We start from the raw sequence: 20,189 nt of genomic DNA, 5'->3' as shown, positions 1-20,189 counted from the left end.
TTCGGTTCAAGCAGGCAACCGAATGTCCTACCCCTTTGCGATCCCCCGCAGCACCAACTGGTTGAGCCGATTGGCAAACGCCGCCGGATCTTCCGGCAGTTCGCCGTCGAGGATCTGCGCCTGCTCCAACAGCAGGAATGACAGGTCCCTGGCTGCATCCTTGTCGCCGGCAATCGCCGCGACCAGGGGATGGCGCATGTTGATTTCGAGGATCGGCTTGGTGGTCGGCGCCTTGTTCTGCATTGCCAGCAGCCGCTCGAGCATGCGGTCCTGTGCACCGCCGCCGGCGACGAGGCACGACGCGCTCGAGGTCAGCCGCTGCGATGCGCGCACGTCGGAGACGTGCTCGCCGAGCGCGTCCTTGATCATCGCGATCGTCGTGGCTTCATCGACGCCACCTTCGTCTTTCTTGTCCTCGGCCTTGTCATCCAAAAGCGGGACCAGTCCGAAATCGATATCGCCCTGGCTTAAGGATTTTAGCGGCTTGCCGCCGAAATCGAGCGACGCGGAGGTCCAGAACGCGTCGACCGGATCGGTCAGCAGCAGCACCTCGATGCCGCGGGCGGTTGCGGACTCCAGTTTCGGATTCGACTTCAGCCGTTCGACGCTCTCGCCGGTGAGATAATAGATGTCGGTCTGGTTCGGCTTGAGATCCTCGACATATTGCTTAAGTGAACGCTCCTCGCCCTTTGTCGTGGTGAAGCGCGACAATGCGAGCAGCTTCTCGCGGCGCTCAAAGTCCTCCCAGATGCCTTCCTTGATCACAGGGCCGAACGCGTCCCAGATTTTTGCGAACGCTTCCGGCTCCTTTTCGCCGAGGCTTTCCAGCTCCGATATCACGCGGCCGGTAACGGCCTTTCGGATCTGCGTGAGCTGCGGATTGTTCTGCAGCATCTCGCGCGAGATGTTGAGCGGCAAATCTTCGCTGTCGATCACGCCGCGGATGAAGCGCAGATAGGCCGGCAAGAGATCGGCGTCGTCGGCGATGAAGACGCGGCGGACATAGAGCTTGACCTTGCCCTTGCGCGCCTGGTCGAACAGGTCGAACGGCTTTGTCGACGGCGCAAACAGCAGCACCGCATAGGACTGCCGGCCCTCGGCGCGATAATGCAGCGTCATTGCCGGCTCGTCGAACGCGCCGGCGATCTGCTGGTAGGACTGCTTGTAGTCCTCCGGCGAGAGTTCCGATTTCGACCGCTGCCATAGCGCGCTGGCCGAATTGATCTGGCGCGGCTCGCCCTCCTCCGGCACCAGTTCGATCGGAAACTGGATGTTGTCGGACCAGGCGCGGACAACACGTTCGATCTCGTAGGTCTCGAGATATTTGGATGCGTCTTTCTTCAGGTGCAGGACGATCTCGGTGCCGCGCGTGACGCGCATGGCGTCTTCGTCGCTGGCTTGAGCGATTTCAAATCCGCTGCCGCCGGAGGACGACCAGACGAAGACCTGATCGGAACCGGCGCGGCGGCTGGTCACGACGATGCGCTCGGCGACCATGAACGCCGCATAGAAGCCGACGCCGAACTGGCCGATCAGATTGGCGCCGTCTTTGGCCTCGGTGAGGCGCGAAAGAAACGACTTTGTGCCGGAGCGCGCGATGGTGCCGAGATTGTCGATCAGCTCCTGGCGGTCCATGCCGATGCCGCTGTCGACGACGCTAAGCGTATTGGCCTTCTTGTCCGGCGCGATACGGATCTTGGGCGGCGCGCCGTCGGCGATCAGCTCGGGCGCTGATATCGCCTCATAGCGCAGCTTGTCGCAGGCGTCAGATGCATTCGAGATCAGCTCGCGCAGGAAGATATCGGTCTCCGAATAGACCGAGTGCACCATCAGGTTCAGAAGCTCGGCAACCTCGGCCTGGAACGGCTGGGATTCGGGGGCAGTGGTGGTCGTCATACGGGGCTCGCAATGCAAACAGGGCAGGACGGGAAGCCCTGATATAACGATGCCATCTGGGGTGGCAAGATTGCGACGACGCGCCAAAAGCCTGTTTGCCCCCTTACCGCTCGACGAAGGCGCGCTGGAACTGATCCAGAATCGGCTTGAAAAGGTAGCTGAGCATGGTCCGGCTGCCGGTCTGCATGAACACTTCCGCGGGCATGCCCGAGCTGAGCTGCAGCCCGGCGAGCCGGCGGCGCTCCTCTTCCGGCAGCATGATCCGGACCGTGAAATAGGACGTGCCGGTCTGCTGGTCGCGGGTGGTGTCGGGCGAGACGTACGACACCTGACCGATCAATTGCGGCGTCACCCGCTGGTTGAAGGCCGAAAAGCGGACGAAAGCCTGCTGGCCCTTGCGCACCTGATCGATATCGTTCGGCTGCAACCGCGCCTCGATTTGCAGATCGTCGGAATCCGGCACCACTTCCATGACGGTGTCGCCGCCGCGAACGACCCCGCCGATGGTGTGCACGGTAAGCTGATGAATCACGCCCGACGTCGGCGCGCGCATCTCGATGCGCTCGAGCACGTCGCGTGCCGCGATGCTTCGTTCGCTGAGTTCGGCCTCCTTGCCCTGCGCCTCGCCGAGCTCCTTGACCACCTCCGTCCGTACGTCCTGGTCGAGCCTGACCATCTGAAGCTTTGCCTCGTCGATCTTGTTTTTGGTCTCGGCGATCGTGGAGATTAGCTGGCCGCGTTCGCCTTCGATTCTCGCGCTCTCGCGCTGCAGGGTCGTGAGCCGCGCCAGCGGTACCAGACGCTTGTCGAAAAGGTCCTGAACGCCGGTGAGTTCGCCGGTGATCAATTCCAGTTGCTTGGCCTTGGACGCAACCTGCGCGTCGAGGCCGACGATCTCGTCGCCAAGCTGCGTTACCTTGCTCTGCAACAGCTCCTTCTGGCTCTCGCGCGCCGTCACCCGCGCCCTGAACAGCGAAGCCTCGGAGGCCAGCAACGTTTTGACACCGGGATCGTCAAGCCGCGCCGACATCTCGGCCGGTATCGCCGGCCGGGGCAAACCATCGCGCTCGGCGGTCAGCCTCGCGATCTTCGCCCGCATTTCATCGAGCTGCTTGCTCACCACCTGCAGGCTGGCTTGCGCCTGCGTCGAATCCAGCCGCAGCAACAGATCGCCGGCGTTGACCCGCATGCCGTTGTGGACCGGAATCTGCGCGACCACACCGCCGGTCGGATGCTGGATGGTCTTGACGTTGGACTGCACCACCAGATTGCCCGGCACCACGACCGCGCCCGACAGCGGCACGAATGCCATCCAGCCGCCTGCCAGCCCGCCGACGACAAGCAGCGCCCGCAAGCCCGTGCGCAATTCACGCTCGAAGGCGCGCGCCGCCCGCAGCACGATGCTCTCGCCCGGCGCGTCCGCTACATCAGCCGACCCGTCGCGGTTGGCAAGGAAGGCAGCCCCTGCGGTCAGCCCATTGCGGACGACCCGCGTCACGGAACGCTCGCGCGGCACGGCGCCCGCAACGGCCGGCGGCGCCAATTGGGGCGCCTCGATGCGAGGCGGCTCCCGCCGGTCGTCGATCTGCAAAAGCTCCGGTCTCGACCTCGGCATGTTCATGAGCGACGGATCGTCCGGCGCGATGATTGGACCGCGCGCCTGCCGTTCGTTCGACCATGGATTGCCGCGCGCGCCGGCCGCCGGTGGCGGAGCCATGAATTGCGGCTCACGCGCGACGCGTCCGCCGCGCGGCGCCGGAGGTTCGGTATCGAGAACGTCGGACCGGGATCCAAAGGGGCCGAGCCAATCCAGCACCCGTCCCATCTTGCCCTTTTTCTTCGACCGCTTCGGCCGGGCGGGACGCGAACGCCGCGCGCCCGGACGTGGTTCGTCATTCGCCGGCCGACGAAGCGGCGGCCGCTGGTCCGGCAGATTGTCGAGCTCGAACGCCTGCCGCAATCGCTGCAGTTCGAGGATCAGCGCTTGGCCTTGCGGCGCCACGATCTCGTCGTCCGCTCCGCCGATCCGGCGTCGCACCACTCTTTCATCGGTGTGTCCGTGATCGAAATTCTTCATGATGAAACACTCTCGGCAAGCGATGCGCGCTGATCTGCCTTTGCCTGCGGTGGGCCTGGCGGCGATCCCGGCGCCCCCTTGCCGTTGGCGTTGCGGACGCGCGCGAAGACTTCTTCGCGCGGGCCGAACGCGATCGCCTTGCCCTCATAGAGCACCATCGTCATATCAAGCGCGGAAAGCGCGCTCGGGCGGTGCGAGATGACGACTACGATGGATTTGTTCTGGCGCATGATGGCGATGGCGCGGGTCAAGGCGTTCTCACCGTCGGCATCCAGATTGGCGTTGGGCTCGTCGAGAACGATCAGAAACGGATCGCCGAATACCGCCCGCGCCAGGCCAACGCGCTGCTTCTGTCCAGCCGATAGCGAGATGCCGCCCGCCCCTATTCGCGTCGCATAACCTTCCGGCAGGCGCAGGATGATGTCATGGACGCCGGCGATCTGGGCAGCTTTTAGGATGGCGTCGGAAGTTGCGTGTTCGTCGAAACGGCAGATGTTCTCCGCCACAGTGCCGTCAAACAAGCCGACGTCCTGCGGCAGATAGCCGACGTGCCGGCCGAGATCCTCGTTGCGCCATTGATCGAGGGAGGCGCCGTCAAGCCGTACCGCGCCGCGATGCGCCGGCCAGATTCCAACCAGCGCCTTGGAAAGCGAAGTCTTGCCCGACGCGCTGGCGCCGAGCAGCGCCAGCCCCGCGCCGGCCTTGAGCGAAAACGTAACGCCAGACACGATCGGCATGTCGAAACCGGGCGCCGCCACCGCGAGATTCTGCACGGACAATTCGCGGCAGGGGCGCGGCAGCATGACCGGCGGCGCCGGAGGCGGCGCGGTCGCCTTGCAGATGTCGCGCAGACGGGCGAGGCCCTGGCGGGCCGCGGCCAGTTGCTTCCAGGTGCCGAGCGCGATTTCAACCGGGGCGAGCGCGCGCCCCATCAGGATCGACGACGCGATCATGACGCCGCCCGACGCCTTGTCGACCACGACGAGATAGGCGCCGATACCAAGCATTCCCGATTGCAGAATGTAGCGCAGCACCTTCGCGGCCGAACCGAGATTGGCATAGACGTCGGTGGCGCGGATGTTTTCCTGCAGGTAACGCTCATTCGCCTGCGACCAGCGCGCCGTCAACCGATCCGTCATGCCGAGCGCGCGGACGATTTCCGCGTTGCGCTGCGTCGCATCCGCCAGCACCTGGCGCTGCGCGTTCATGTCCATCGCCGCCTTGGCCGAATTGCGCGAGATCCGCTCGGTCAGCAAGGTCATCGCAATGATCGCCGCAGTACCCAGCAGCGCCGTGAAGCCGATGGCGGGGTGAAACAGAAACAGCCCGATCAGAAAGACCGGGATCCACGGCATGTCCAGGAATGCGGTCGGCCCCATGCCCGACATGAAGGTGCGCACCTGGTCGAGATCGCGCAGCGGTTGCTGCATCAGGACCGGCTTGACGCCGCGCAGCGGCAAGGTGGCGAGCGCCGAATGGATCGAGCCTTGCAGGCCGGCATCGAACAGCGTTGCGACCCGGCACAGCATCCGCGACCGCATCGCGTCGAAATATCCCTGCACCAGGTAGGCGAACAACACCATCAGGGACAGGCCGAACAGGGTCGCGAGGTTACGGCTCGGAATTACCCGATCGTACACCTGCAGCATATAGAGTGGGCCCGACAGCATCAGGATGTTGATGACGCCGCTGAATACGGCGACGCCGATCATGCGGCGCGCACTGGCGCGCAGCGCATTCGTGACGGGATCGTCAGCGGCCAGCGTCGAACGCAGGCCCGACACTGCGCGGGGCGCCGACGCTGCCCGCGCTCGGTCCTGTGTCTGGCCCTGAGCGATACTCATTGAACTGCCCTTTGACCCGCTTGATCGGGTCTCCCTGCAGGTCTCCTTGCCGCGCGATGCGGACCATTTTTCGGCAAGAATACGACGAATGCCGATTGTTCAAGTTCGCCCTTGGGTCGAACGGTGGCAAACGCTCGGTTGTTGCCGAAACGACGTGCACAACTCCGGCTAAGATGCCGGCACCGAAGACGCGGTGCGTCAGACAAGGGCCGCGACGTCCTTTCTCGCGCGCGCTTCATTCGTCGTTTTCCCGCACGGCGTGCGTCATGGATTCGTCCGTCTATCACCTTGCTTCGGCGCTCATTGGTCGCTGTGTCGGCCGAATGACGCCATGAAGCTAAATGATCCTTCACTATGCGCGACGTCCCGCCCCCTGGCGGATGGCCGTGCCTATGCATCAATGGATTCGACTGGACAACAGGGGACGAACAATGGCTCGCTTGGCTCACGGGGATCAGCCCGACGCTGATCTCGATCTCCCGATCGATGAAGTCGCCAGCCCGCCAGTCGCTCCGGCTTCCCCGTCCACGACACCGCTCGAAGAACCGCCGCCGGCCAGCCAAACGACGTCACGGCCTGTCGGTTCGAATTTCTCCGACCTCGGCTCAACCTTCAACAGCATGGCTCGGACGCCGGTGGATGCCCCGCAGCAGAACGCACTCGGCGACGGCGTCCAAGCACCCGGCAGCATTGCAAATCACACCAACGATCTCACCGCGGTGCAGAACAATCTGCTGGCCGAGCTCAATGCAGGCCAGTTTTCCGGCGCCGCGCTCGGCCATGTTCAGGCGATGCTGTCCGACATCACCAGCGCCATTTCGGCGGCCAACGCCTCGGTGAGCGCGGCAGGCTCGTTCGGCAACGCCGCCGGCGCAGAACAGGCGCTTCGCGCCAGCCAACTCAGCGTCATCAATGCCGTCAGTACCGATCCCGTGCTGGCTAATCCGGCGCCGCCCGCGCCGCTGCCCACCGGCACCACCGCCACCGCGCCTCACAATCTCGCGGAGATCGGCGCGATCTTCGACGACGTGGCCAGTCAGATCCTCGGCGGGGTCAATGACGGTAACCGGGCGCAGATCACCGATGACATCAATGCTGTGATATCGGACATGCAGGCGCTGATGACCGCCAACCCGGAGCTGTTCGACGGCCTGACCGGCGTCCATGCCGATGAGATCGTGCAGCAACTCCAACTCGAGCTCGTCTATATCAACGACCCCGGGATAAGCCCCACGGCGGCACAGGCCAGCGTCGACAACATCCTCGACATCCTCGACATCATCCAGAGCGATGCCAATCTGGCTGATATGGCAGCGCAAGACGGCATCGGCGGCTTGTCGCCGCTTCCGGATGCCACCTCGCCGGCTCCGAAGTATCTCGACAATGATGTGCAGACGGCGTTCGTGGCCAATTTCATTGCGCAGTCCAATTCGCTTGGAAAGCAAGCCATCGACCTCGTGGGAAGTCAAGACAGCGAGGCGATCGCCGCGCTGATCGGCAATCTCAGGGCATTCGAGAAGAGCGTCACCGATTTCGACGCGGATCTGGGCGGCATCCTCGGTGCCGAGATTGCCGCGATGATCAAGGGATTGCAGACCGGCAACGCGACGCTGGTCGTCGCTGCCGCGGACCAGATGCACGGCAATGCGGCCGATGCCGGCGGCAACAATATCCCTGTTACCGGCGGCACTTACAATCCGGACGGCCTGACGATCGCCGAGGTGCTGGGGACGCCGGCCGCGGAGACGCCGGTCATCGAAACGCCGGCGGCGCTGGCCGCGGCGGCTAGCCCGGACGTGCAACAAGTCGCAGCCCCCACCATCAGCGGCGAGCCGGTGATGGTTGCGACTGCCGACGTGGAGACCGGGGGCGTGGACCAAGCCAATTCGGACATGCCCGAATTCGCACATCATTTGCATCACATGTGGGGATAGCGGCGCGCGGCGCGGCCTCCGGCGTCGCGGATGCTCTCGCGGCGCTGGAGGTCAATGCATCACATCAAGAAGCGCGTTCGCCGATCCGGCTCACGCGGCGGGGCGCACAGAAGACCTGTTCATCGGCCTGCGCCCGCAAACGATCTAGACGATGACCTCAACAACGGCTTTGGGATCATCATTGGTACGACGGCGACATCGGCGGTTGGGGAAACGACGCCAACAGTTGCTGTTCGGTAAGTGAAGTAGCGGGGCGTATGTGTGAGGCAGCGTAAGACGGACTATGGGACCATCATTCTACACTGGACGTTCGTGGCTGCATTCGCCGTTGCGCTCGTCACCGGCTTACGCATTGCGACGGAAACGCCCGACCGGACCTGGATCAACTGGTTCGACGCCGTGCTGCCGCGCGACAGCGTTTGGATCGCCCATATGCAGGCGGCGGTCGTCCTGGTCGCCGTGGCGATCGGCTACGTCGTCTACATGCTACGCTCCGGCCTCGGACGCCGCGTCCAGCTCGACAAGGTTCGCCTGCGCGGATTGTTCGGCCGCGGACAGGCCAGGTTAAGCGCCGTGATCGCTCTGATGTACTGGATTTTCTTCGTCACGATGTTCGGTTTGCTGGTCAGCGGCGGCGCGCTCTATTTCGGCTTCTACTCCGGCTACGACGTGGCGATGCTGCATTGGGTGGGGACTTGGGTGATCCTCGCCTTTGTCGCCCTTCATGTCCTCACCCAATACAAAAGCGGCGGCATCTCGCAACTGCTGCGCATCTTTCGTCCAGCTCCGCTGCCGGCGCCGCCGCCGCGGCTCGATGCCGTCGAGCTCTTGGGACTGCTGGCCGAGCGATCGGCGCGCCCGCCGGAATCCGAAGTCCCACCGCCCGAGGTTTCATCGCATCCACTGCAGCCCGGCGCAGAGGCGCGCCGCGATCGGACGCGTGAGCCGGATCCGGCGCCGCGATCCCATGCCGGGCCTTCGAGATCGCGAAACCCGACCCTGCAAGCCAATCCGTTCGTCGTGGCGGCCGCCGCTGCGATCACCGGCGCTTCGCTCCTCGTGGCTACCGATCGGCTGGCGGTGGACGGTGTTCAGATCCGCCGCATCAATCCCGCCGACGCGCCGGTCCTCGACGGCGATACGTCCGATCGGGCCTGGCGCGGCGTCAAGCCGTTCTCGCTATTGACCGGAGAAGGCGGAAATTTCGACGGCAAGGGCGAAACCAGAATCGAAATTCGCGCGGTGCATGACGGCACCTATGCCTATTTCCTCTTCACCTGGGAAGATTCGACGCGCTCGCTAAAGCACCTGCCGCTCGTCAAGCAGGCCGATGGATGGCACCTGCTTCATTCCGGCTTTCAGCTTGGCGACGAGCATCAGTACAACGAAGACAAGTTTTCGGTGCTGCTGACCACGTCGGATGTCACGCTGGCGGGCGGGCGAACCTTTCATCCCGGGCCGCAGCCGGTCGCCGGCGCGCCGGCCACCATGAGCGGCCGCGGACTGCATTACACGGCATCCGGCTATGCGGACGTCTGGCAATGGAAGGCCACGAGCGGCGCGACCGGATGGATGGACGATACCCATTTCGGGCCGCCGCTCGATCCGACCCCGATGCAGGCGGCAAACGTCGTTCCGTACAAGGGCGGGTTCGCGCCTGACCCCGGCACGGCAAACTACCGGGACAATTTCACCGTCGAGGCCGACACGTCAGGCGGCCCGCGCCGCAGCCGGCTGATCGCTCCGCTGCGCCTGCCCAAAGTCGTCGCCGACACGACGAATGCGATGGGGGATATCGACCTCGATCCCAATCACGGCGAAAGCGACGGCGCGCGATGGTTCATGACCGAGCAGGATTCCCTACCGTATTCGACCAACGTCGACGCCCGCATCCCAACGGGCACCGTGATCCCGGGCGTCATCCTGGGCGGCGAATTTTCAGGCGACCGCGCCGACATCAGAAGCGCAGCCCGCTGGGCTTCCGGCCACTGGGCGCTCGAGGTGAAGCGCCGGCTCGACACCACAAGCCAGTTCGACGTGCCGATTAAAACCGGCATCTTCATGCGGGTCGCCGCTTTCGATCATAGCCAGATCAGGCATACACGGCACGTCCGTCCTATTCGTATCGAGGTGGAATAAATGTCAAGGATTTGCAAAGTCACGATCAACAACGAGCCGTATTTGGCCAATCGCGGCGAGCTTCTGCTCGACTGGGCGTTGATGAACGGGGTCGATCTTCCGCATGATTGCCGTTCCGGAATTTGCGGCGCCTGCCGCGTGCGGCTCGTCGACGGCCAGGTATTCGGCGGCCATAGCCGGGGCGACGACATGATCCATGCCTGCCAGGCCAGAATCGTTTCCGATCTCGAAATTGCGATCGAGGCAGCTCCAGAGCCGGTGGCACTGTCGGCGGAAGTGGCGCAGACCGTTCAACTCGCGCCCGACGTGGTGGGTGTCGACATCGAGCTTGCGAAGCCGCTCGACTATCTTCCCGGCCAGTACTGCAAGCTGCAGTTTCAGGGATTCCCGGCAAGGTCCTACAGCCCGACCTATCCGCTGGAAGGCCGGCCCCACGATCGCATCCTGCACTTTCACATCCGAAAGGTCGCGGACGGGCTGGTATCCTCGGCACTCGGCCACGACATCCGCGCCGGACATCGCGTCAAGCTGACGGGGCCGTACGGTCGCGCCTTTTTCAGGCAAGGCCATTCGGGGCGCATCGTTCTCGTCGCCAGCGGTACCGGCTTCGCCCCGATGTGGTCGGTCGCGGTCGCTGCGATCATGGAGCAGCCGCAGCGCGAAATGGTCTTCGTGGTGGCGGCCCGGAGCGTCCGTTCGCTCTACATGCACGCGGCGCTGTGCCGGCTGGCGCTGTTTCCCAACGTGACGCTGATTCCGATGGTGTCGGAGCCGCAAAATATCTCGCATGCCGTTCGCAGCGGTCGGCCAACCGATCATTTGCCGAAACTCACGCCTGATGACGTGGTCTACACCGCGGGCGCGCCGGCGATGACCGATGCGGTGGCGCGGATTGCGAAGGCTGCGGGCGCCCGATGCTACACCGATCCCTTCGTGCAGGAGCCGCGGACGGTGGAGCAGGCTGGCCTGATGTCGCGCCTCACGGGCTGGCTCAGCGAGCCGAAGAGCGCCATCCCGTTGCAGCCGGCGCAAACGGCGGCGCCGATGCCGCGAGGCGTATCCGCAGTTGGCGCGGGTAACCGCTAGCCGCGGCATTCCCCGGATGCAGCGCAGCGCGCCGCGCTCGCGGCGTGGTGCGCTGCTGATCCGGGGTCCACGTGCTGCGGCGTGGGTTCCGGCTCTGCGGTGCAGCGCTCTGCGCCGCACCGCGTCCGGGACACGGGACTGTCTCAGCCGGAGATCGCTCTGATATACCGCTGAACGGACATTTCGAACACCGCCTTGGCATTGCCTTCGATGTTGCGGCCCCACCATGCACCGTAGATGCGGTCGAACGCCAGCGGCTCGACCGCACGTGCGATCCGGCGCACGGCTGCGGCATTGAGCGGGATGTAATTCGGATAGCTGTACATGAAGCTGAGCGAGCGGCGGTCCATCGCGACCATTGCCACGTCCCCGGTGAGCAATGCGCCCTGCCCTTGCGCACCCGCGCGCCAATGCATCACTGTGCCGCCGGCAAAATGTCCGCCGGTCCGCACCAGCAGGATATCGTCCGAGAGCCGGTGGCTGTCGCCGGTCCACGGCACGATTGTCCGATGCGGCCGCGTGACGAAAGCGCGGTCGTCGCCATGCAGATAGACCGGCACGCCGCCGAACGCTTCGCTCCAGTCGGCGACCGCGCCATAGTAATGCGGGTGCGAGACGGCAATCGCCTTCAGGCCGCCCAGCGAACGGACGTAGTCGATCGCCTCGGGCGTGGCTAGCGGAACGCAATCCCACATCACGCAGCCATCCGCCTCGCGCACGAGTAGCGCGCGCTGCCCGATCGCAAAACTCGGCTTGAGCCCGATGCCGGCAATGCCGAGATCGTCACGCCAGACGAGCTTGTGATGTTGTGCCAATTCCTCGCGCGTGAGCCACGACTGTCCCTTCCAGTTCACATACTGCCGCTCGTCCTCGCAGACCGGGCACGCGGCCGGTGGTGCAGCACTTTCGGGAAACTGGGCGCCACATTGTTCGCAAGTCCATGGCGGCATCGGCATCACTCCTGTCGGAAGCAGTGATAACGCAAAATGGGAAGGCCGGCCAATGCGAGACGCGGATCAACAATTAGTAACCGATCGCCGCCCCATCGCTGCGCGGGTCCGAACCGCCGCTCAGCATGCCGTTCCGCCGGTCGATTGTGATGCCATGCGCGTGGCCTGCCATTTCGTTCCAGGGCTCCCAGCGGTTGATGGTGTGACCGCGCTGTGCGAGCGCATCAATCGTACCTGTCGGGAACCGTCCCTCGATATGCAGCGTGTCGCGCGCCTCGCCGAGCGCGAAGCGGCCGGAGAGAAATCGCGGCATCTCGATCGCTTCCTGGATGTCGAGACCGAAATCGACCATAGCGGAATAAAGCTGGAGCTGGATTTGCGGCTGGCCATCCGCGCCCATGCAGCCGAGCACGCTCCAGAGCTTGCCGTCGCGTTTGGCCATCGAGGCGATCAGCGTATGCAGCGGGATCTTGCCGGGCTCGAGGCGATTGGGATGATTGCGATCGAGCGAGAAATACGCGCCGCGATTTTGCAGGATGACGCCGGTGTTTCCCGCGACCATGCAGGAGCCGAATGCGCCATACAGGCTTTGAATCAGCGACGCTGCGTTGCCGTCGCGGTCGACAGCGGCGACATAGACCGTGTCGCCGGCGAGGCTGCCGAAGGACGGGACCATGTCCCATTTCAATGCCGACCTCCCGTCTATCAGCCGGCCGCGCAGGTGCGCGTATTCCTTCGATATCAGCCGCTCGACCGGCGCCTCGACAAAGGAGGGATCTGCTAGAATCTGATCGCGGTCGTGATAGGCAATCTGCTTGGCCTGCACCATAAGATGCACATGATCGGGCCCGAGGAAATCCTTTCGGTGCAGTTCGTGCGGCTCAAGGAGGTTGAGCATCTCGAGCACGGTAAAACCCTGCGTCGGCGGCGGCGTGTTGAAGACGGTGACGTCGCGGTAGCGGCCAGCAAGCGGCTCGCCCCAGATCGCCTTTTGCCGGCCGAAATCGGCCAGCCGAAACAGGCCGCCTTTCTCTTCCGAAAAGCGCGCCATTTCAGCCGCGACTTCCCGTTGATAAAAACCCGACCATCCGCCATCCGCGATCGACTGAAGCGTGCGGGCAAGGTTTGTATTGGTCAGCCTCGTCCCCGGCGGCGCCGCCGCCCCTTGCGGAAAGAACAGCGCGGCGGCCTCGCGATCCCCAAGCAGATCATCGCGCATCATCTCGATAAAGCTGGCGAGGCGGCCGGTGACCGGAAAGCCATCGCGGGCATAACCGATGGCGCTCTCGAGCACGCGCCGCAGAGGCAATCGCCCGTGGGCGCTATGCGCCTCGATCCAGCTCGCCACGGCGCCCGGCACCGTGAGCGTCGCCGGCACGATTCCCCGCAGCGGGATTTCCTTCAACCCTCGCTGCTCGATCGACGAAAGCGTAGCCGCGGCTGCCGCCTTGCCGCCGCCATTGAGGTAGCGGATCTCGCCGCTGGCGCCGTCGTGAATGAGCCAGAACGCGTCCCCGCCGAGACCGGTCATGTGCGGATAGACGACGGCCAGCACCGCGCTGGTCGCGATCGCGGCATCGATAGCAGAGCCGCCGGCGCGAAGCACGTCGATGCCTGCCGCCGAAGCCAGCGAATGCGGCGACGTCACCATGCCGTTTGACGCCAGCGTCACCGGCCGGCCGGTACGAATGTCCAATTCGGGCCCCTGGAATATGCCAAGCCGTCAGGCGCGAATTCGCCTGATCATGTACCTGCGATTCATGGTCAGGTCTCCTTGCTTGATGAAAGAAACAGCAAACCTGCGGATCGTCAGCCGCAGCACGAATCCTTGTCACGGTTGTCCCGGCTCGCGGCATTCCGATCGGGCGGCAGGTCCATCGCCGGGTTCTCGGCAAAGAAGCCGTTCGGCTTCAGCGTAAAGCCGACATATTCGACCGGCATCACCGGAAAATCCTCGGGCCTGCAGACATGCGTCGCCCCAAAACTGTGCCAGACCACGATATCCTGGTTTTCGATGGCGCGGTTCTGGGCGATATATTTCGGCAGGCCGTCGCCGCCGGCATGCTGGTTCGGAAACTCGCCGCTCGCGTAGCGCTCGTCGGGCGCATAGCGGGTCACCCAGACGTGCTTGGTCGCAAAGCCGCCACGCGAGGTCATGTAGCAGCCCTCCTGAGCCAGCATTGCGGGCGCGCTGTGCGCTATCAGCTTATACGCTGTCGGACCGCCAACACTATTCTTTCTGTTGGGGTTGCAGATCTTCCAGTATCGCCCGGTTCGGCCGTCGGCCTCTCTGACCGCGTCGCGCTCGCGCGAGAGCGTTCGGGCCGTGACATCGAACACGTTGCCGTATGGGTTGTCCGTACCCCACGGCCGCGGGCGGAATTCGTGTTCGGTGACGGTGTTGCCTTCGCCGTCGAGCATCATGTGCAGGCGGGCATTGAAGAAGTGCTGATGGGTTGGGCCGCCGAGATTCTCGGCGACCATGCCGCCCCACGGGTAGTCCTTGCCTGCGGCGATCGCCGCGGTCTGGATGATGCCGGTCAGTTTGACTTCGAGCTGGATGGTGCCGTCCTGGTAAAAATACCAGAAGAAGCCGTAGTCGTAGTTTCCGACAGTGGTGAAGAAGGAGATGACGAGGCGGCGCGACCGCCGCACCTCGAACGTCTCGTTGCGGAACTCGTAATGCTTCCAGAGGATCCCGTAATCCTCCTCGTGCAGGCAGATCGCGTTCTTCATGATGCTGGGCTTGCCGTAGTCGTCGGCGACCGGCACGTCGAAATAATTGATATGGCCGAGGCAGTCGCAGCCGAGTTCGAGCGCGTTGGCGAGCTTACCCAGTCCATACTCGCCGGCATCGAAGGCGCATTTCCAGAAATGGTTCGCGGTCGGATCGGCATAGGGCACGATCATGTCGGTGACGCTGGCTCGATAAATGATCGGCCGTTCGAGCGCACCGTCGCGGAACGATATCTGGTGCAGCACAAGGCCCTCGCGCGCGGTCCAGCCGACGCGGAACGACCAGTTCTGCCAGCCGACCTTCCAGCCCTCGACCGTAAAGCTCGGGCCGTCCTTTTGCACAACGTCGAGCGGCTTGACGTCCTTGCGCGTTTGCGGGATCGACGCCCGGTCGTAGTTGCGTGACTTTTTCGGGATCGGGATGATGTCAGGCTCGTCGACCAGATGGACGATCCTGTTCTCGATCAGGTCGACCAGCGCAACCACGCCCTCGATCGGGTGCGCATAACCGTTGTCCTTGATATCCCTACGCCAATATGACACGGCGCTGACCAGCCTGCGGCCCTTCTCCACCTCGCGGTCGAAATAGCCGGCCGAGAACGGATCGACCTGAACCAGCTCGATGTCCTTGTCATCGAGGCCGCGCCGCTTCATCGCGCGCCGCCAGTCCGCGTCGGCCTTGACGATGTCGCCGACCTTGAACACCTCCTCGATGGTGATCGGCGGCTGGCCGTAAGGATGCGCCTTGGTCGAATATTCGCGCCACGCCGTCACGGACTCTGATTCAAGGTCCACGGTGGCGACATGCGTCGCGCCGGTCTTGCAGTCGAACAGGGTGGCGGCAGCCCGTCGCGGCAGGCCAACGCCCGGCTCCCAGCCGAGGACGTCGGACTTGGCCGGCTCTTCGAGCTGCACATGGGTAAATCGCGCGTGGGGCCCGAGCCGCTTTTCTTTCTTCAATATTTCGGACGTCAGCGCGACTTCGGCCTCGCTGAGCGGGTCGAGCGGGTGATCGGCATCTGTGCCGACAGATGGCTTTGTAGGTATCATATCGGACCGAATTCCCATGGACTGGTTGCAGGTTACGGCGGTCCGAGACGGCGTGTCTTGAATGAACCTGCCACGCCCAGCGCTGGTTCGGCCCTTGCCAGAGCCCCCAATCCTGCGCGACGCTGGGGGTTCATCAACCGGATCTCGTTACGCGATGCCGATCAGCGTCTCCACCGACCCGATCCGTCCGACGGAGCGTCAGGCCTTCTGGACCGAGGCGATCTGCCGGTCTTTCGCCAACATCGAGACCAAGCCGCTCGGCTCCGCCATCGTCAGTGGCCACTTCGAGTTCGTCGAGATCGGCGATGCCAAGCTGGTGCGCTTCGACAGCAGTCCGCAATGCTACACCCGCGATGCCAGGCTGGTGAGCCGGGCCGGCTCGGACGAATTCATGTTCGATTTTCAGCGGCGCGGGCGCAGCGCGATGGTGCAAGCCGGCAACGAGGGCACGATCGATCCGGGATATGGCGTGCTCTACGACGCGCGGCGTCCGTTCGAGGATCGGCTGTTCGGCCCCGAACAGTGCGCGGAACTGCTGATCGCAACCGTCCCCGCCGCGCCGCTGTTGCGGTCCGTTCCCGGCGCGGAGCGATTATGCGCCAAGCCTGTGCCGCTATCCGGGACTGTTGCGCGTTCGATTGCCGCGATGGTTCGCAATGCGATTTCCTTGCCCGACGCGCCGGGGCGACAAGATGAGCCAGATATCGTTGCCTTTCTGTCGGCTCTGCTACGTCTCGCCGCAGGCGAGAGCCATCAACTCACCCGTCCCAGCCTGTTCTGCCTGATCGATACCTATCTGAGGGCCAATATCGCCGCTGTCCGGCCAGTGCCGGCGCTCGCCGCCGAATTCGGCATCTCGGAGCGGACCTTCCATCGCATCTTCGCCGACCGCGACACCACGTTCGAACGACATGTCCTTCATCTGCGGGTCGAGCTGTTACGCAACCTGCTGCGGCAGGCTTCGCTGGCCAACATTTCGATCGCGAGATTGGCGCATCAGTGCGGGTTTGCCGATGCCGCTCACGCTGCACGCGCGTTCAAGAACAAGCATGGCACCACGCCGCGGGATTTTCGCGCAAGCGTGCCGGTTCGGTTCTAGATTTTTGTTTTGACGCGTTTTCTTGACGCGAACCGGTGTCCACCCACGGATCAAGTCCGAGGGCATGCTTCGCTGGAAAACGCTCTAGGATGCGGCCATCGCCTGGTTTGCTTCGTAATAGCTGCGATACCAGGCCGCGAACCTCTGGATGCCGTCCTCGATCGGGGTTGCCGGGCGAAAGCCGACGTCGCGCACGAGGTCATCGACATCGGCATAGGTGGTCGGCACGTCGCCCGGCTGCATCGGCAGCAGTTCCTTGTTGGCCTTGCGCCCCAGCTCACGCTCGAGGATGTCGAGTACGAGCATCAATTCCTGCGGCTTGTTGTTGCCGACATTGTAGATGCGCCAAGGGGCGATGCTCGATCCCGGGTCCTGAATTCCGTCCAGCCCGGGCCCGGGCTGCCCGACCTGCGGCGCGCGATCGATCAGGCGGACCAGAGCCTCTGTCACGTCGTCAATATAGGTGAAGTCACGAAGCATCCGGCCGCCATTGAACAGCTTGACCGGATTTCCGCGGACAATCGCGTTCGCAAACACGAACAGCGCCATGTCGGGCCGATACCACGGGCCGTACACCGTGAAGAAGCGCAAGCCGGTGCACGGGATTCCGTAGAGATGGCTGTACGAGTGGGCCATCAATTCGTTGGCCTTCTTGCTCGCGGCATAAAGGCTGATCGGGTGATCGACATTGTCATGCACCGAGAAGGGCAACTTCCTGTTGGCCCCGTACACGGACGACGAGGATGCGAACAACAAATGACGGCAGCCATGGTGCCGGCATCCCTCCAGGACATTGGTGAAGCCAACCAGATTGGCGTCGACATAAGCGTGCGGATCCTGCAGCGAGTAGCGCACGCCCGCCTGCGCGGCCAGATGGATGACGATGGGAAACCGATGGCGCGCAAACAGCGCCGGTATCGCGACGCGATCCGCCACGTCCAGCTCCTCAAACTGAAAACGCGAATCGTTGCGCAGGATCGCGAGCCGGGCCGCCTTCAGTTGCGGATCGTAATATGAATTGAGGTTGTCGAGCCCGACCACGCGATGGCCCGACTGCAGCAACCGTTGCGCCACGTGAAATCCGATGAAGCCCGCGGCTCCCGTTACCAGAATTGCCTGATCCGGCATCATGCGTGCATCCTCCCCACCAGCCGTTGTCATGACGGCTCATGCTTGTCAGTACGCCACCGATTTCGGCCGCCCCACGCCGCAGTACAGAAAACCGTTCCGCCTCACCTCCTCCGGAGAGTAGATGTTGCGCAGATCGACAATCACGGGACAGGCCATGATGGTGGACAACTCCTTGAGGTCCAGCGCCCGGAACTGCTCCCATTCCGTGACAATGACGAGCGCGTGGCATCCTTTCGCGCAACGATAGGCGCTGTCGCAGAAGGTAACGTTCTCGAACACCTTCTTCGCCTGCTCCATGCCGACGGGATCGAAAACGCGCACCTCGGCTCCCATGTCCTGCAGCGCAGTGATCAGCGGAATGGATGGCGCGTCGCGCATGTCGTCGGTATCCGGCTTGAACGTTACGCCGAGCACCGCGATGGATTTGCCCCTGATGTTGCCGCCGAACGCATTCGCGACCTTGCGCGCCATCGCCCGCTTGCGCTGGTCGTTGACCGCGACCACCGTTTCTACGATTCGCACCGGCGCTTCATTGTCCTGGCCGGTCTTGATCAACGCCATCGCGTCCTTGGGAAAGCAGGAGCCGCCGAAGCCCGGCCCCGCATGCAAAAATTTCTGGCCGATCCGGTTGTCGAGGCCGATCCCGCGCGCGACCTCCTGCACATTGGCGCCGACCTTTTCGGCGAGATCGGCGATCTCGTTGATGAAGGCGATCTTGGTGGCGAGAAAGGAATTGGCGGCGTATTTCGTCAATTCGGCGGTGCGGCGATCGGTATAGAGGATTGGGGAAGCATTGAGGTGAAGCGGCCGGTACACCTCGGCCATCACGCTGCGGGCGCGCGCGTCGTCCGTTCCAATCACGATCCGGTCGGGATGCTTGAAGTCGCGGATCGCCGCCCCTTCGCGCAGGAACTCGGGATTGGAAACGACAGCAACTTTGGCCTCGGGATTTTCTTCGCGGATGATGCGCTCGACCTCGTCGCCGGTCCCGACCGGGACCGTCGACTTGGTGACCACCACCGCCCGGTCGGGAAGTACGCCGGCGATCTCGCGCGCCGCCGCATAGACATAGGAAAGATCGGCATGGCCGTCGCCGCGGCGTGACGGCGTGCCTACCGCGATGAACACCACTTCCGCACCGCTGACGGCCGATTTCAGATCGCTCGAAAATGAAAGGCGGCCTTGGCCAACGTTTCGTGCCACCAGTTCGGCCAGTCCGGGTTCGTGGATCGGCATCTCCCCGTTATCGAGGCTCGCAACCTTCTCCGCATTGCTGTCGATACAGACGACCTGATGGCCGAAATCGGAAAAGCACGCCCCTGACACCAGCCCGACATAGCCGGCGCCAATCATCGCTATATGCATTACGGTTCCTGTCTGAAAAGCCGCGCGGCCCAAAGGCCGCGCCGGCGGAGAGGCGGTGAAACGACGAGCTAGCTGCTCAATATCGATTCGCCGTCGAGATGCCGGGGAAAGAAGAAGAAGTTGTTGACGTAGAACTGTCCGTTCTTGCGGCCGCCGTCCGGCCGCAGCGCATCGGCATCCTGAAGCCTTCGGGAATCGAACTGTTCCACTCCGATCACGTCGTTGTCCTTCAGGAAGAACCCCCGATAGGATTTATTCCGGAAGAATTCGAACACCAAGCGGGTCGCCTCGGCGCGGTGGCGGTCCTCCGCCTCGACCAGGAATACCGGCTGGCAGCGTTCCAGAAGCTCGACGGCGCCGTTCAGCACATTCAACTCGTGGCCTTCGACGTCGATCTTTACGAACGCCACGTCCTGGTCGATGACCGCGTCGAGCCGCGCGATCGGCACATGGGCGGAAACGAGTCTTGCCGATGAATCGGCTCGCGCCTCCAGCGAGGCAAGGCCGTACACTAGGCCATCTTCGCCTTGCGGGATGAACAACTCGGCATCGCCGTCATGATCCGACAGCGCGATCTCGTGGACGCTCACATTGCGCGCCGAGGTTCGGCGCAACAACCTCGCCATCTGCTGCGAAGGCTCGAAGGCATGAACCTGCCGGGAAAGGCGCGCCAGCTGCCGCGTGTAGAGGCCGCAGTTCGCGCCGACGTCGACCGTCACCGCGTCGTCGGGAATGACCTTGTCGAGATACGACAGTTCACGCTCCGCCGATTTGGGGCGCTTCATGAAATGCCATTGCAGCCATATCGAGGGAAACGCATCCTTCACCAGCTCCTTGACGTGTTGTTTTGTGTTCATTGCTGCTTCCCTTCGTGTCGCGCGC

General features: G+C 63.6%; 13 protein-coding genes. 4 read left to right on the top strand and 9 right to left on the bottom strand.

Annotated features, from left to right (window positions below; all coding sequences use genetic code 11):
* Nucleotides 1-27 precede the first annotated feature (27 nt).
* The 3 genes from htpG to V1277_RS19440 all read right to left on the bottom strand — a co-directional run bounded on the left by htpG (nt 28) and on the right by V1277_RS19440 (nt 5,685).
* Entirely contained in the window at nt 28-1,896 is a 1,869-nt protein-coding gene (htpG, locus tag V1277_RS19450) for a molecular chaperone HtpG (RefSeq protein WP_334417695.1), read from the bottom strand.
* A 103-nt stretch (nt 1,897-1,999) separates the two neighbouring features.
* On the bottom strand, nt 2,000-3,973 hold the full coding sequence (locus V1277_RS19445; protein WP_334417694.1) for an HlyD family type I secretion periplasmic adaptor subunit: 1,974 nt from the start codon (nt 3,971-3,973) through the stop codon (nt 2,000-2,002).
* The gene (locus V1277_RS19440) at nt 3,970-5,685 is read right to left on the bottom strand and encodes a type I secretion system permease/ATPase (RefSeq protein ID WP_334420410.1); all 1,716 of its coding nucleotides are present in this window, start codon (nt 5,683-5,685) and stop codon (nt 3,970-3,972) included. Before V1277_RS19440 ends, V1277_RS19445 begins: the two co-directional genes overlap by 4 nt.
* Nucleotides 5,686-6,248: 563 nt before the next feature.
* On the opposite strand from V1277_RS19440, the gene V1277_RS19435 reads away from it, so the two are divergent.
* From V1277_RS19435 to V1277_RS19425, 3 genes are all read left to right on the top strand, one after another.
* Nucleotides 6,249-7,751, top strand: coding sequence for a hypothetical protein (locus V1277_RS19435; RefSeq protein WP_334417693.1), 1,503 nt, complete (start codon nt 6,249-6,251; stop codon nt 7,749-7,751).
* 261 nt (nt 7,752-8,012) lie between these two features.
* Complete coding sequence (locus V1277_RS19430; RefSeq protein ID WP_334417692.1) at nt 8,013-9,890, top strand: ethylbenzene dehydrogenase-related protein; 1,878 nt, start codon at nt 8,013-8,015, stop codon at nt 9,888-9,890.
* Nucleotides 9,891-10,976: a 2Fe-2S iron-sulfur cluster-binding protein gene (locus V1277_RS19425; RefSeq protein WP_334417691.1), complete on the top strand. Its 1,086-nt coding sequence runs from the start codon at nt 9,891-9,893 to the stop codon at nt 10,974-10,976.
* Between the two features lie 143 nt (nt 10,977-11,119).
* Here V1277_RS19425 and V1277_RS19420 read toward each other — a convergent pair whose 3' ends face one another.
* The 3 genes from V1277_RS19420 to V1277_RS19410 form a co-directional block, all read right to left on the bottom strand.
* Nucleotides 11,120-11,926 (bottom strand): MBL fold metallo-hydrolase, encoded by an 807-nt coding sequence (locus V1277_RS19420; RefSeq protein ID WP_334417690.1) that lies wholly within the window; start codon nt 11,924-11,926, stop codon nt 11,120-11,122.
* A 73-nt stretch (nt 11,927-11,999) separates the two neighbouring features.
* Nucleotides 12,000-13,622 (bottom strand): gamma-glutamyltransferase, encoded by a 1,623-nt coding sequence (gene ggt, locus V1277_RS19415; protein WP_334417689.1) that lies wholly within the window; start codon nt 13,620-13,622, stop codon nt 12,000-12,002.
* A gap of 113 nt (nt 13,623-13,735) precedes the next feature.
* A complete protein-coding gene (locus V1277_RS19410) occupies nt 13,736-15,712 on the bottom strand; it encodes a primary-amine oxidase (RefSeq protein WP_334417688.1) in 1,977 nt (658 codons plus the stop codon).
* Between the two features lie 154 nt (nt 15,713-15,866).
* On the opposite strand from V1277_RS19410, the gene V1277_RS19405 reads away from it, so the two are divergent.
* A complete protein-coding gene (locus tag V1277_RS19405) occupies nt 15,867-16,811 on the top strand; it encodes a helix-turn-helix domain-containing protein (protein WP_334417687.1) in 945 nt (314 codons plus the stop codon).
* An 84-nt stretch (nt 16,812-16,895) separates the two neighbouring features.
* Here V1277_RS19405 and V1277_RS19400 read toward each other — a convergent pair whose 3' ends face one another.
* The 3 genes from V1277_RS19400 to V1277_RS19390 form a co-directional block, all read right to left on the bottom strand.
* Complete coding sequence (locus V1277_RS19400; protein ID WP_334420408.1) at nt 16,896-17,939, bottom strand: NAD-dependent epimerase; 1,044 nt, start codon at nt 17,937-17,939, stop codon at nt 16,896-16,898.
* 48 nt (nt 17,940-17,987) lie between these two features.
* Nucleotides 17,988-19,307, bottom strand: a complete 1,320-nt coding sequence (locus V1277_RS19395) for a UDP-glucose dehydrogenase family protein (RefSeq protein ID WP_334417686.1) — start codon at nt 19,305-19,307, stop codon at nt 17,988-17,990.
* Nucleotides 19,308-19,375: 68 nt separating this feature from the next.
* On the bottom strand, nt 19,376-20,164 hold the full coding sequence (locus tag V1277_RS19390; protein WP_334417685.1) for an FkbM family methyltransferase: 789 nt from the start codon (nt 20,162-20,164) through the stop codon (nt 19,376-19,378).
* Between the last annotated feature and the right edge of the window lie 25 nt (nt 20,165-20,189).

Source organism: Bradyrhizobium sp. AZCC 1588, assembly GCF_036924735.1.
In the GTDB taxonomy this organism is placed as follows: domain Bacteria; phylum Pseudomonadota; class Alphaproteobacteria; order Rhizobiales; family Xanthobacteraceae; genus Bradyrhizobium.
Note: the sequence above shows the minus strand (reverse complement) of the source record. Positions and strands in the feature narration are given on the sequence as shown.

Bases quoted from the DNA above. Each gene is read 5' to 3' on its own strand.
- htpG (WP_334417695.1), bottom strand. From the start codon at position 1,896: ATGACGACCACCACTGCCCCCGAATCCCAGCCGTTCCAGGCCGAGGTT.
- V1277_RS19445 (WP_334417694.1), bottom strand. From the start codon at position 3,973: ATGAAGAATTTCGATCACGGACACACCGATGAAAGAGTGGTGCGACGC.
- V1277_RS19440 (WP_334420410.1), bottom strand. From the start codon at position 5,685: ATGATCGGCGTCGCCGTATTCAGCGGCGTCATCAACATCCTGATGCTG.
- V1277_RS19435 (WP_334417693.1), top strand. From the start codon at position 6,249: ATGGCTCGCTTGGCTCACGGGGATCAGCCCGACGCTGATCTCGATCTC.
- V1277_RS19425 (WP_334417691.1), top strand. From the start codon at position 9,891: ATGTCAAGGATTTGCAAAGTCACGATCAACAACGAGCCGTATTTGGCC.
- V1277_RS19420 (WP_334417690.1), bottom strand. From the start codon at position 11,926: ATGCCGCCATGGACTTGCGAACAATGTGGCGCCCAGTTTCCCGAAAGT.
- V1277_RS19410 (WP_334417688.1), bottom strand. From the start codon at position 15,712: ATGATACCTACAAAGCCATCTGTCGGCACAGATGCCGATCACCCGCTC.
- V1277_RS19405 (WP_334417687.1), top strand. From the start codon at position 15,867: ATGCCGATCAGCGTCTCCACCGACCCGATCCGTCCGACGGAGCGTCAG.
- V1277_RS19400 (WP_334420408.1), bottom strand. From the start codon at position 17,939: ATGCCGGATCAGGCAATTCTGGTAACGGGAGCCGCGGGCTTCATCGGA.
- V1277_RS19395 (WP_334417686.1), bottom strand. From the start codon at position 19,307: ATGCATATAGCGATGATTGGCGCCGGCTATGTCGGGCTGGTGTCAGGG.
- V1277_RS19390 (WP_334417685.1), bottom strand. From the start codon at position 20,164: ATGAACACAAAACAACACGTCAAGGAGCTGGTGAAGGATGCGTTTCCC.